Origin of the sequence: Mesorhizobium sp. M1A.T.Ca.IN.004.03.1.1 (assembly GCF_003997555.1) — a bacterium.
Taxonomy (GTDB): domain Bacteria; phylum Pseudomonadota; class Alphaproteobacteria; order Rhizobiales; family Rhizobiaceae; genus Mesorhizobium.
In genome coordinates this window covers 1-13,183 of record NZ_RZTV01000006.1, presented here as the reverse complement: position 1 = coordinate 13,183, position 13,183 = coordinate 1, and the positions used below count along the sequence as shown (strand labels likewise).

Here is a 13,183-nt window from a genome sequence, read left to right as displayed (position 1 = left end):
AAATGCCTCGGAACTCTCGGATTGAGGCGGAGGTAGTCCTTCCAGTAACTGGAAGGTCAAGGGTCAGTTTCGATTTTTTAGTCTATAAAGTTGATCGGCTGAGCGTCGAACGCACCTTCCGCGTGATGGAATTCGGCCTGTCGCACGCCCCATACACAGCGCGAAGAAAACGCGCTATAGACGCCGCCGAATGGCCAAGATCTCCCTCAAACTCGACGAAATCATCAATGGCGACGCTTTGCGCCGCGACATGACTGCGCTGACGGCGCCGAGCGCAGGCGACGGCTCCGGCAAGGCTGCCCGCACAGCGGTTCTCCAACTGCTCAAGGGCAAGCTCGCGGAAGGGCGAACGATCGCCGAGGCGATGCTGAAGCAGGATGGCGGCGGCCATGCCTGCGCCGAGCGGCTGTCGCATCTGATGGACGAGCTGATCCGGGCGCTTTACGATTTCGCGGCCACCCACGTTTACCAGGTCAAGAACCGCTCCGCCGCCGAGCGCATGGCGGTCGTCGCGGTCGGCGGCTACGGCCGCGGCACGCTGGCGCCGGGCTCCGACATCGACCTGTTGTTCCTGCTCCCTTACAAGCAGACGCCGTGGGGCGAGCAGATCGTCGAATACATGCTCTACATGCTGTGGGACATGGGGCTGAAGGTCGGCCACGCCACCCGCAACATCGAAGAGTGTCTGAGGCTCTCGCGCACCGACATCACCATCCGCACCTCGATACTGGAAGCGCGCTTCCTGTGGGGCGAACGCAAGCTCTACGACGAACTGCTTACCCGCTTCGACCACGAAGTGGTGCGCACCACCGGACCCGAATATGTGCAGGCCAAGCTCGCCGAACGCGACGAGCGCCACGCCAAGGCGGGCGAGAGCCGCTATCTCGTCGAGCCCAATGTCAAGGACGGCAAGGGCGGTCTGCGCGATCTGCAGACGCTGTTCTGGATCGGCAAATACTTCTATCGCGTGCGTACCGGCCAGGAACTGGTCGAGAAAGGCGTCTTCACCGAAGCCGAGTATCGCGAATTCCAGAAGGCCGAGGACTTCCTGTGGGCGGTGCGCTGCCATATGCATTTCCTCACCGGCAAGGCGGAAGAGCGGCTGCATTTCGACATCCAGCGCGAGATCGCCGAGCGGCTGGGCTATACGACGCATCCCGGGCTGTCGGCTGTCGAGCGCTTCATGAAGCACTACTTCCTGGTCGCCAAGGATGTCGGGGATCTCACCCGCATCTTCTGCGCCGCGCTCGAGGAAGAGCAGGCCAAGCATGTGCCCGGCTTCAACCGCATCTTCCTCACCTTCTCGCGGCGCAAGCGCAAGCTTGCCGGCACGTCCGATTTCATTGTCGACAACCACCGCATCAACATTGCCGACGACAGCGTGTTCGAACGCGATCCGGTCAACCTGCTTCGGCTGTTCTGGTTCGCCGACAAGCACGGGCTGGAGTTCCACCCCGACGCGCTGAAGCTGCTTACCCGGTCGCTCGGCCTGGCCAACAAGTCGCTCAGGCGCGACGAGGAGGCCAACCGGTTGTTCCTCGATATCCTGACCTCGGACCGCAATGCCGAGCTCAACCTCAGGCGCATGAACGAGGCGGGGCTGCTCGGCAAGCTGATCCCCGACTTCGGCAAGATCGTCGCCATGATGCAGTTCTCGATGTACCACCATTATACGGTGGACGAGCATCTCATCCGCTGCATTGGCGTGTTGGCCGAGATCGAGCGCGGCGACGGCGCCAAGGTGCATCCGCTGTCGCACTCGCTGATGCCGGGGTTGAAGAAAAGCCGCGAGGCGCTCTATGTCGCGGTGCTCCTGCACGACATCGCCAAGGGCCGGCCGGAGGACCATTCGGAGGCCGGCGCCAGGATCGCGCGGCGCATCTGTCCGCATATGGGGCTGTCGGCCGCCGACACCGAGACCGTCGCCTGGCTGGTCGAAAACCATCTCGTGATGTCGATGACGGCGCAGACGCGCGACCTCAACGACCGCAAGACGATCGAGGATTTTGCCTCGATCGTGCAATCGGTGGAGCGGCTGAAGCTGCTTCTGATCCTGACCGTCTGCGACATTCGGGGCGTCGGACCCGGCGTGTGGAACGGCTGGAAGGGACAATTGCTGCGCACGCTCTATTTCGAGACCGAGTTGCTCTTGACCGGGGGCTTCTCCGAAGTGTCGCGCGCCGAGCGCACCTCCGCCGCGCGCGAGCGGCTGGCCGAGGCGCTTTCCGCATGGCCGGCGAAGGAGCGCAAGCGCTATGTCGCCCAGCACTACGAAAACTATCTGCTGACAGTCGACCTGCCCGACCAGTTGCGCCACGCCGAATTCGTCCGCGAGGCGGATGTGGCCGGCAGGAAGCTCGCCACCATTGTGAAGACGCATGAGTTCGAAGCGGTAACCGAGATCACCGTGCTGGCGCCGGACCATCCGCGCCTGCTGTCGGTGATCGCTGGCGCCTGTGCCGCGGCCGGCGGCAACATCGTCGATGCGCAGATCTTCACCACCTCTGACGGGCGGGCGCTGGACACCATTTTGATCTCCAGAGAATTCGATCGCGACGAGGACGAGCGGCGGCGGGCCGAACGCGTCGGCAAGCTGATCGAGGACGTGCTGTCCGGCAAGAGCTGGCTGCCCGAGATGATCGAGAAGCGCGCCAAGCCGAAGCGCGGCGCCAAGGCCTTCCGCATTCCGCCGCGCGCCGAGATCCGCAACACGCTGTCGAACCGTTTTTCCGTGATCGAAATCGAGGGGCTGGACCGGCCCGGCCTGCTCTCAGAGGTCACCGGCGCGCTGTCGGACCTATCGCTCGATATCGCCTCGGCCCACATCACCACCTTCGGCGAAAAGGTCATCGACACCTTCTATGTCACCGACCTTACCGGCCAGAAGATCGACAGCCCGACGCGCACGGCCACGATCCACAAGCGGCTGATCGACACACTCGAAGGCAACGCGCCCGAACGCAACGGCAAGGCCAAGGCGGCGGCCGCCGAGTGATCATCACCATCCATTTGACGCAATTCCGCAGGCAGTCATCCTCCGCATGAGCCTTGTCAAAAAATTCGCCACCGTCGCCTCCGGCACGCTGATGAGCCGCGCGCTGGGTTTCGGCCGCGAGATGCTGATGGCGGCGGCCCTCGGCACCGGACCGGTCGCCGACGCCTTCAACGCCGCCTTCCAGTTTCCCAACACCTTCCGCCGGCTGTTCGCCGAAGGCGCCTTCAACGCCGCCTTCGTGCCGCTGTTCGCCAAGGAGATCGAAACGCACGGCACCGACGGCGCAAAGCGCTTCTCGGAGGAAGTGTTCGGCGTGCTGTTCTCGGCGCTTCTGGCGCTCACCATCGCCATGGAACTGGCGATGCCGCTGATCGTCCGCTACCTGGTGGCGCCGGGCTTTGCCGACATTCCGGGCAAGTTCGAGACGACCGTCCGGCTGGCGACGATCATGTTCCCCTATCTGATCTGCATGTCGCTCGGCGCCATGATGGCCGGCATGCTGAACTCGCTGCGCCGCTATTTCGCCGCAGCGATCGCCCCCGCTTTCCTCAACATCATCCTGATCAGCGTGCTCGCCTATGCCTGGTATCATGGGCTCGACGCGCATGATGTCGGCTTCGGCCTGTCCTGGGGCGTGCTGGCGGCGGGCATCGTGCAGCTCGCCATCGTCTGGGTAGCGGTGCGCCATGCCGGCATCTCGATCGGCTTCCGCCGGCCCAAGATGACGCCGAACGTCAAGCGGCTCCTGATCCTGGCGCTGCCGGCCGCTATTACCGGTGGCATCACCCAAATCAACCAGCTGATCGGCACGGCGATTGCCTCCGGGCAGAACAGCGCCGTGTCATCGCTCGCCTATGCCGATCGCATCTACCAGCTGCCGCTCGGCGTCGTCGGCGTCGCGGTGGCGATCGTGCTGCTGCCGGAGCTGTCGCGGGCTTTGAAATCGGGCAATCTGATCGAGGCGGCCAATTTGCAGAACCGCTCGGTCGAATTCACGCTGTTCATGACCTTGCCGGCGGCCGCGGCGCTTTGGGTGATGTCGGAGCCGATCGTGCGACTGGTCTATGAGCGCGGCGCCTTCGCCGCCAACCATTCGACGCCGATCGTCGCCTCGATCCTGGCGATCTTCGGCCTCGGCCTGCCGGCCTTCGTGCTGATCAAGGCCTTCACGCCCGGCTATTTCGCGCGCGAGGACACGCGCACGCCGATGATCTTCGCCGCCATCTCCGTCGGCGTGAACGTCGCCACCGCGCTGAGCTTGTTTCCTTCGATGGGCGCGCCGGGCATCGCCGTCGCCTCGGCCGTCGCCGGCTGGGTCAACGCGGCTTTGCTGCTCGGCATGTTGATAAAGCGCGGCCACTGGGGTCGTGACATACCGCTCTTGAAGCGCATTCCCCGGCTGGTGCTGTCGGCTGTTGTGATGGCGGTCGCGCTCTATTTCGCCGAGCACTATTTCGCGGCAAGGCTCGGACCCGGCTCGCCGCTGGTGATCAAGGCGACGACGCTGCTCGCGCTTGTCGGCGGGGGTGCGGCGCTCTACTTCATCACCGCCTTCGGCACCGGCGGCGCCGATTTCGGCATGATCCGTCGGAACGTGAAGCGCGGCACGGGGAAATCTGCGCCGCGGAAATCGAACACCGGCTTGGATGAATAACTCGAGCTGGCTTTCAGCAACACCGGTCTTGATCCCGCATTCGCCTTCGTCCATAAGCCCGCCGTCGCAAGACTTTCGCCGCGCGCGGTTTCCAGCCGCATGATTGGCTCCAAAAAGTCTGCAACTTTTTGGAATCATGCGTATACGGCCCTCCACAAGCCATGAGGAAATCATGTCCGCCTTCAAGCCCCTCGTCTTCTCGGGCGTCCAGCCGACCGGCAATTTGCATCTCGGCAACTATCTCGGCGCCATCAAAAAATTCGTCGCCCTCCAGGAACAGTCCGACTGCATTTATTGCGTCGTCGACCTGCATTCGCTGACGGCGCAGCTCGTGCACCAGGACCTTGGCGACCAGACGCGCTCGATCACCGCCGCCTTCCTGGCATCGGGCATCGACCCCAAGAAGCACATCGTCTTCAACCAATCGCGAGTCATCCAGCACGCCGAGTTGGCCTGGATCTTCAACTGCGTGGCGCGCATCGGCTGGATGTACCGGATGACGCAGTTCAAGGACAAAGCCGGCAAGGACCGCGAGAACGCCTCGCTCGGCCTGCTCGCCTATCCGAGCCTGATGGCCGCCGACATCCTGCTCTACCGCGCCACCCATGTGCCCGTGGGCGAGGACCAGAAGCAGCATCTGGAATTGACCCGCGACATCGCGCAAAAATTCAACAACGACTTCTCGGAAAAGATCGCGGCGCTCGGCGTCGGCGTCGAGATGCAGGTCGGCGAAGAGACGGTGAACGGCTACTTCCCGATCACCGAACCGGTGATCGGCGGTCCTGCGGCGCGCATCATGAGCCTGCGCGACGGCTCGAAGAAGATGTCGAAGTCGGACCCGTCGGACCTGTCGCGCATCAACCTCACCGACGATGCCGACACAATCTCGAAGAAGATCCGCAAGGCCAAGACCGATCCGGAGGCCTTGCCGAGTGAAGTCGGCGGGCTGGAAAGCCGGCCGGAAGCCGAAAACCTGGTCGGCATCTATGCCGGCCTCGCCGAAATTTCCAAAGCCGACGTGCTGAAGGAATATGGCGGCCAGCAGTTTTCCGTGTTCAAGCCGGCGCTGGCCGACCTTGCGGTCGAAAAGCTCGCGCCGATCGCCTCGGAGATGCGCCGCATCGAGGGCGACCGCGCCCATGTCGACGCCGTGCTCAAGGACGGCGGCGAGCGCGCCCGCGCGATCGCCGAAGGCACGATGAAGACGGTGCGCGACATCATCGGCCTGTTGCAGGACTGATCGGTCCTCGCTGGTTGACTGGGATCGCCATACCGGCCGGCGGCTTGCCGCCGGTCCGTGGCGGTGGCAGATTGCGGCCGAATTGATACCGAGCGGACAGACATGGTTTCCAAACGCCTCAGCCGTGAAGCCGGACATCGCCGCAAATTCCTGGCGATCATCGACGATACGCCGGAATGCGAGCGCGCGGTCGCCTACGCATCGACGCGCGCACAGAGCACCAGCGGCGTGCTGGTCCTGCTCTACGTGATCGAGCCGGACGATTTCCAGCATTGGCTGGGGGTTGAGAAGATCATGCGCGAGGAAGCCAACGCGACCGCGCGCGCGGCGCTCGACACCTATGCCAGCAAGGTGCGCCAGAAGGTCGGCATCGAGCCGGAACTGGTGGTGCGCGAAGGCAAGCCGACCGAGGAAATCCACAAGCTCATCGAGGAAGACCAGGACATCGCCATCCTGGTGCTGGCGGCCGGCGCCGGCAAGGAAGGTCCGGGGCCACTGGTGAGTGCGGTGGCCGGCCGGGGCGCCGCCTTCCCCATCCCGGTTACCGTGGTGCCGCAGAACCTCTCCGACGAGGAAATCGAGAGCCTGGCCTGAATTGGGAAGGCCCCTCCTGCCCGATTGGAACGTCGCCGATCCGCAGATACACATCGATGTTATCAACCAGCCCATAGCCCTTGGCCCGTGTCGGCGGCGCGCCATTTGGAATGGTCACGGAAACGCCATTCCAAAGGAGCGCCGGTGGACGAATCAACCCGGAAAGCAGGGCGTAGCGGCACGTCAAAGCCGCGAAACGCTGGGACTGGATCACCGGTGCAGCCGCGCTCGCAGGCAGCGCGATCACAGCAAAAAGCCCGGCAGACGCCTGATGCGCAGCAGGAGCGCAGGCACCGCGTGCTCGCCAAGGGGCACCCGGCCATGGTGGACAGCATCGCCGGCGCGATTACGGTCAAGAATCTCGATCTCTACTATATCCTCGCTCCCGACGCCCAGATACCGGTGAAAGGCGAGCACGGCTTCGGGCTCTATTTCCACGACTGCCGTTTCCTCGGCGGCTATGAGATGACGCTGGGCGGTTTGCCGCCGATCGTGTTGGCCTCGACCGCGCAAAGAGGTTACGCCGCGCTTTTCGAACTGGCCAATCCCGACCTGCATTGCGATGGGGGGCGACTGATCCCCAAGGACGAGCTCGGCATCCGCTGGGAGCGCATTCTCGATGCGGAGCAAACATGTGTGCGAGAGGTTCTGACCATCCAGAATTTCGGCAACGAGCCGCATGGCTTTCCGCTGACCCTGCACTTCGGCGCCGGCTTCGAGGACATTTTCAATGTGCGCGGACTGGTGCCGAAGAACCTCGGCAGGTGCGAGCGGCCTGCCTGGCGCGACGGCAGCCTCCACTTTGTCTATCACGGCGCCGACCACGTTCGCAGAACGGCAACAATCGGTTTCTTGCCGGCACCCGATGCCATGCACAGAACCGCGGCCGAGTTCCAGTTCGATGTTTCGCCAGGAGAAAGGCGCACCATCGCCATCACCATAGAATTGAGGGAACTGTCGGAAGAGCCGGAGGCCGAGCAAATGAGCCAGCACCCGGCGTTTGCTCTCGAGGGCTTTGCCGGGACGGTTCAGGCGGATACTGAAAAATGGCTGGAGCAACACACGAAGTTCGACAGCGACAGCCTGCTGCTCAACAGCATCATGGACCGTTCGCTGCGCGATCTCGCGGTGCTCAGGTCGGATCTTGGCAACAGGGAGTATTTCGCAGCCGGCGTGCCGTGGTACGTCGCGCTGTTTGGACGCGACAGCCTGATCGTCGCGCTCGAGATGCTCGCCTTCCAGCCGGAGATCGCCGCCCAGACGCTGCGCCTTCTAGCCGGCTATCAGGGACGTCGAACGGATCGATGGCGAGAGGAGCAGCCCGGCAAGATACTGCATGAGCTGCGCGTCGGCGAGCTCGCTCGCGCGGGCAATGTCCCACATGCCAGATTCTACTGCACGGTCGACGCGACCCCGCTCTTCCTGCTGCTTCTCGGCCGCTATGCCGCGTGGACAGGCGACGTGGGGCTCTTCCGCGAACTGCGGGAGCCGGTGGAAAAGGCCTTGGGCTGGATCGCCAAGGCCGGAGACGGGCATGGCGAAGGCTATGTCAAATACCGGACCATCTCGGAAAGCGGTCTCGTCAACCAGGGGTGGAAGGATTCGGCCGACGCGATCGTCAGGACCGACGGCAGCATCGCCAGGCCGCCGATCGCGCTGGTCGAGATGCAGGGCTATGTGTTTGCGGCCAAGCATGCCATCGCCGATCTCTACGAACGCATTGGCGAGCGCAACAGCGCCAGGCAGGTTCGCGGCGAGGCCGAAAAGCTTCGGACACGGTTCAACCGCGACTTCTGGTGCGAGGACCTGGACACTTTCGCGCTGGCGCTCGAGGCGCGCGGCCGCCCGGTCGCGGTCGTTTCCTCCAACCCGGGCCATGCGCTGTGGACCGGTATCGCGGATCGGGGCAAGGGCCGCCGAACCGTGCGGCGGCTGATGCAGGACGACATGTTCAACGGCTGGGGCGTGCGCACGCTCTCGAGCGCGGAGCGGCGCTACAATCCCGTCGGATATCATCTCGGCACCGTCTGGCCGCATGACAATGCGCTGCTGGCGGCCGGCTGCCGGCGGTATGGCGAGGACGGCGCGGCGCTGAGGACCTTCACCGCCATTGTCGAAGCGGCGATGCACTTCCGCCATCACCGGCTGCCGGAGGCGATGGCGGGCTTTCAGCGCAACGATTTCCAGGTGCCGGTGCACTATCCCGTGGCCTGCCACCCGCAGGCATGGGCAGCGGGCGCGGTGCCGTTCCTGGTGACCACCTGCCTCGGCCTGGAGCCCGACGCCTTCGCAAACAGGCTGCGGATCGTGCGGCCGCGACTGCCCGATTTCGTCAGCCGCATCGAGCTTCGCGGGCTGCGGGTCGGCGAGGCAAGCGCCGACCTCGAATTCATGCGCACGGCGGACGGCGCCGAGGTGAACATCCAGAAGACGAGTGGACAACTCAGCGTGGAAGTCGGAGGATAGGCTTGCCGTGGCGAAGCGCTCCGCCGGGGCAAAAACATTCCGCCAGCCAGCCGTTCGGGCGACGCGTTTCGCTTGAATGTCCAGCCGATAGAGCCTATTTAGAACTATTCCAAACTATCGGCCCGGAAGGGCCTGGAGATATCCATGTTCATCCAGACCGAATCGACGCCGAACCCGGCGACGCTGAAATTCCTGCCCGGCAAGGAAGTGCTGCGCGACGGCACCGCCGACTTCCGCGACGCCGAAGGCGCCGCGCAGGCTTCGCCGCTGGCCGGCCGGCTGTTCGAGATCCCCGGCGTCACCGGCGTCTTCTTCGGCTACGACTTCATCACCGTGACCAAGGACGGTCCCGACTGGCAGCACCTGAAGCCGGCGATCCTCGGCGCCATCATGGAGCATTTCATGTCCGGCGCGCCGGTCATGGCTTCGGCGGCCCCGGCCAACGATGCCGGCCAGGCCGGCGAGTTCTACGACAAGGCGGATGAGGAGCTGGTGCTGACCATCAAGGAGCTGCTCGACACCCGGGTGCGCCCGGCGGTCGCGCAGGATGGTGGCGACATCACCTTCCGCGGCTTCGAGAACGGCACCGTGTTCCTGCACATGAAGGGTGCCTGTGCCGGTTGCCCGTCATCGACGGCGACGCTGAAGCACGGCATTCAGAACCTGCTTCGGCATTTTGTTCCGGAAGTGCAGCAGGTCGAGCAGGTCGCCTGATAATTCTGCTCCGCCGGCCGCCTGTTGCGGTTTCTGAGCTTCTCGGCGGAGTGAATTTTCTCCAACCGCAAAAACAAAAAACCGGGCCCCAACAGCCCGGTTTTCTGTCTTTGGACGTCTTGTTGTTGCCTAGACGGTCCGCGCACGCAAGCTTTTGTCCGCGGCCATCGTGATCACATCACGATGACCTTGGCGCCGACCGAAGTGCGGTCGTAGAGATCGATAATGTCCTGGTTCATCAGGCGGATGCAGCCCGACGACATCGCCTTGCCGATGGAGAACCACTCCGGGCTGCCATGCAGGCGGTAGCCCATGTCGCCGCCCTTGTTGAACAGATACATGGCGCGCGCGCCGAGCGGGTTCTTCAGGCCCGGCTCCATGCCGCCCGCGAATTTGGCGAGTTCGGGCTGGCGCTTGATCATCGGCGCCGGCGGCGTCCAGGTCGGCCATTCGCGCTTCAGCGCGATATGGGCGGTGCCGTGCCACTCGAAGCCCTCGCGGCCGACCCCGATGCCGTAGCGCATGGCCATGCCGTCACCCTCGACGAAGTAGAGGAACTTGTTCTGGGTGTCGACGATGATGGTGCCGGGCTTCTCGGGAGTGTCGTAGCGCACTTCCTGCCGGCGGAAGCGGGCCGGAACCTTCTCGATCGGGATGCGCGGCAGCTGATAGCCGGCATCGGTCATCGCGCCATAGTTGTTGGTGAAGATTTGCCCGCCAATGGTGCTGCACCCGCTGATCGCGGTCGACAGCGCAAGGGCGGCGACGATTGCAAACGACTTCAAGCGCATGAATAGGTCCGACGCCCCGCCTTTTATCAGCGGCACGAGTCGGCCGCTTTCTCACCATCATTCATGCTGGCATTTCTTTTGCTTGCCAAGCGTGCACTGCCTATATGCATGACCTTCCCTGCTGGTAAGTGCCGAACTGCGGCATTTCGGCAACAGGGGTCCCAGGATTGTGAAGTAAAATCAACGGGGCAGCCGGAAAGGCTGCCGGAGACAGGAGAGCGCCATGAATGTCGGTGATGCCGCCGAGCGTTCCGGCCTGCCGGCCAAGACCATCCGCTACTATGAGGAGATCGGCCTGATCCTGCCGGCGCGGGCCGAAAACGGCTACCGCGACTACTCGCGCGACGACGTGCACCGGCTGGCCTTCTTGCGCCGCGCCCGCAACCTCGGCTTTTCAATCGATGATTGCAGGCAGCTGATGGCGCTTTATCAGGACCGCGACCGCGCCAGCCATGACGTGCGCGAAATCGCCAGCGCCCATGTCAGGGCGATCGAGGAAAAGGTGCGCGAACTGCAGTCGATGCGCGCGACGCTACAGAAGCTGATCCACGCCTGCCACGGCGACGACCGGCCGGACTGCCCGATTTTGGATGACATGGCGGGGGCGGCGTGAAGTCGCCGACCGGAGCTAGACAAGTATCCGATCTCTATCTTAGCTCTTGAGCCAGAAACAAATCCTCGGCAGGAGTGCTCCACCCGTGAAGGGATACTGGCTCATCGTCGGCACCGAGATTTCGGATCAGGAAGCGCAAGCCGAATACGCCAGGCTTTGGAAGCCCATCGGCGAGAAGTATCAGGCACGCAGCAATCCTTCGAAAGTGCCGCCCCTGCTGGTGGAGGCGCGCGATGCCGGTCGGGTGATCGTCGTCCAATTCCCGTCATTGGAAGCTGCCAAGGCCTGCTATGACGACCCGGCTTACGAGGAAGCGAAGCGGTTTGCGCTGCAGGCGTCGAACCGCGTGCTGCTCATCTTCGAAGGGGATCTGGGGGAGGCTGGATGAGGCGCTCTACAATGAAGCGTCAATCATCGGCATTACTTGGGCGATCACCGATTGGCCTGTAACGCTGATTGCGTTCGGCTTAGGATTTTTTTGGGGTTCATACTGCGGATGCAGCAGGGTAGCAACACTCTCAAGTGTTGCGGTGGTCTGTGAAATATATAACCGCCCGCGCCTTTCGCCCTCGTTAGGTGGGCGACGGAGTTGCCCGGGTCCGTGTTATCTGGGCCGAAATAGCGCCATTTGATTTCGCCTGTGACGCCATATTTGGTCTTTATCCTGCGCACTTCGTCTGCAATGCCATGCCATTGGGCCTCATGCATGATAAGACCGGCTGTGACAAAATAGGGCCTATTGCCCACGCGGCAGGGTTTGGGCGGGCTACCACTCTCGTCAATAAAGCAAAGGTGCGCAATGTCAGGCAAACCCGCTGAAAAGAGTCAAGTTGAGAAGTTCCGCGAACTGGCGCGGGAGATTGAAACCGTCGATTCCGAAGAGCCGTTGAACGCGGCGATTAAGAAAGTGGCAAAGTCCCCGCCGCCGCCTAAGCACGACGAGAAAGCGGGAAAGAAGCCTCGCTAGCCCCTTGGTCGTCATCATAAGACTTCCACCAAGTGCCGCGCAGGATGCTGGCGATATCCCGATCCTGTGTGGGGTGACGCATCCGGTGAGGATCGAGCAACGGTTCGGTTTCTATGAGCCGCCGTCGTGAGCGTTCGATATACTCTCTCGATCTGGCGATTAGAATGCTGTCCTGATTGGAATAAAGCGCGCGATGGGGATTGTTGGGAGACATAGCGTGGCTCCGGTCTTATGCAGACGGGAGCGCTAGATCGCTGTCTCTCAGCCGCCGATGTCCGTTGGGTCGTTACCGGCGATAGTGGTCAACATACCGGAACCCAATTCGGTTCCCGAATTAATTGTGCGTCTGGGTCTGTCAAATATACAATCGCCCTTTAATAATCGTGTTCAAACCGTGAACAAAATCTGGCATGGTGCCTGCCATGCCTATCGTTTCCGCGATTCCCCTCAACCCGCTGATCGACGGCCGCCAGTCGGAGCGCGCCATGCTGGTGCGGCGCGGCGTGCAGCGTCTGCTGACCCAAATGGGCGCGCATGTGCTGCCAGAGCTATCCCTGGCCACCGGCCGGCGGGCCGATCTTGTCGCGCTGACCCGGCAGGGCGACATCTGGATCATCGAGATCAAATCCTCGATCGAGGATTTTCGCGTCGATCGCAAATGGCCGGACTACCGGCTGCATGCCGACCGCTTCTTCTTCGCCACCCATCCCGGCGTGCCCGCGGAAATCTTTCCGGAGGAATGCGGCTTCATCCTCTCCGACGGCTATGGCGCGGAGATCTTGCGCGAGGCGCCGGAGCACCGCATCGCGGCCGCGACGCGCAAGGCATTGATGCTCAGGATCGCCCGCGCCGGCGCGGCGCGGCTCTTGGCGGCGGAGCTTGCCGGCGTGGCGGTGCCGGCGCTGGATGGCGAGAGTGAATAGCACCCATGTCCTCGCCCCCCCCGAAGGCGGGGAGAGGAACGGGGCGTTGCGGTCTGGCCTACTCCACATCCTCTTCCGCCCCACCCGTCGCTGGCGCCATCAGCAGCACCGCCGCGCCGACCAGCGCGGCGATCAGCGAGCCGGCGAGTATGCCGACCTTTACCGCGTCCTGAAGGGCCGCGTCATTGGCGAAGGCGAGCAGGCCGATGAACAGGCTCATGGTGAA

Annotated in this window: 12 protein-coding genes; 10 read left to right on the top strand and 2 right to left on the bottom strand. The window is 63.3% G+C overall.

The features are described from left to right. Positions 1-190: 190 nt before the first annotated feature. The 6 genes from EOD29_RS19860 (at position 191) to EOD29_RS19835 (ending at position 9,663) form a co-directional block, all read left to right on the top strand. A complete protein-coding gene (locus EOD29_RS19860) occupies positions 191-2,995 on the top strand; it encodes a [protein-PII] uridylyltransferase (protein WP_127247546.1) in 2,805 nt (934 codons plus the stop codon). A 46-nt stretch (positions 2,996-3,041) separates the two neighbouring features. Then, positions 3,042-4,649 carry a murein biosynthesis integral membrane protein MurJ gene (gene murJ, locus EOD29_RS19855; RefSeq protein ID WP_095799240.1) on the top strand — a complete coding sequence of 536 codons (1,608 nt, stop codon included), beginning with the start codon at positions 3,042-3,044 and terminating at the stop codon, positions 4,647-4,649. Positions 4,650-4,821: 172 nt separating this feature from the next. Further along, the gene (gene trpS / locus EOD29_RS19850; RefSeq protein WP_127247545.1) at positions 4,822-5,889 is read left to right on the top strand and encodes a tryptophan--tRNA ligase; all 1,068 of its coding nucleotides are present in this window, start codon (positions 4,822-4,824) and stop codon (positions 5,887-5,889) included. Positions 5,890-5,991: 102 nt separating this feature from the next. After that, positions 5,992-6,483: a universal stress protein gene (locus tag EOD29_RS19845; protein WP_067003529.1), complete on the top strand. Its 492-nt coding sequence runs from the start codon at positions 5,992-5,994 to the stop codon at positions 6,481-6,483. Positions 6,484-6,699: 216 nt separating this feature from the next. Beyond that, positions 6,700-8,949 (top strand): glycogen debranching N-terminal domain-containing protein, encoded by a 2,250-nt coding sequence (locus EOD29_RS19840; RefSeq protein ID WP_127247544.1) that lies wholly within the window; start codon positions 6,700-6,702, stop codon positions 8,947-8,949. 144 nt (positions 8,950-9,093) lie between these two features. Further along, entirely contained in the window at positions 9,094-9,663 is a 570-nt protein-coding gene (locus EOD29_RS19835) for a NifU family protein (protein WP_067003527.1), read from the top strand. 173 nt (positions 9,664-9,836) lie between these two features. Here the strand turns inward: EOD29_RS19835 and EOD29_RS19830 are convergent, their stop codons facing one another. Then, positions 9,837-10,454, bottom strand: coding sequence for a L,D-transpeptidase (locus tag EOD29_RS19830; protein WP_067003525.1), 618 nt, complete (start codon positions 10,452-10,454; stop codon positions 9,837-9,839). Between the two features lie 223 nt (positions 10,455-10,677). On the opposite strand from EOD29_RS19830, the gene cueR reads away from it, so the two are divergent. The 4 genes from cueR to EOD29_RS19810 all read left to right on the top strand — a co-directional run bounded on the left by cueR (position 10,678) and on the right by EOD29_RS19810 (position 12,957). Then, positions 10,678-11,067 (top strand): Cu(I)-responsive transcriptional regulator, encoded by a 390-nt coding sequence (gene cueR, locus EOD29_RS19825; protein WP_067003523.1) that lies wholly within the window; start codon positions 10,678-10,680, stop codon positions 11,065-11,067. Between the two features lie 85 nt (positions 11,068-11,152). Further along, positions 11,153-11,455: a DUF1330 domain-containing protein gene (locus EOD29_RS19820; RefSeq protein WP_067324300.1), complete on the top strand. Its 303-nt coding sequence runs from the start codon at positions 11,153-11,155 to the stop codon at positions 11,453-11,455. A 411-nt stretch (positions 11,456-11,866) separates the two neighbouring features. Then, complete coding sequence (locus tag EOD29_RS35980) at positions 11,867-12,034, top strand: hypothetical protein (protein ID WP_156751061.1); 168 nt, start codon at positions 11,867-11,869, stop codon at positions 12,032-12,034. Positions 12,035-12,456: 422 nt separating this feature from the next. Continuing rightward, positions 12,457-12,957, top strand: coding sequence for an MmcB family DNA repair protein (locus tag EOD29_RS19810; RefSeq protein WP_164746772.1), 501 nt, complete (start codon positions 12,457-12,459; stop codon positions 12,955-12,957). Between the two features lie 58 nt (positions 12,958-13,015). Here EOD29_RS19810 and EOD29_RS19805 read toward each other — a convergent pair. After that, the coding region (locus EOD29_RS19805) for a Na+/H+ antiporter NhaA (protein ID WP_206520479.1) at positions 13,016-13,183 on the bottom strand (168 nt) is incomplete at its 5' end.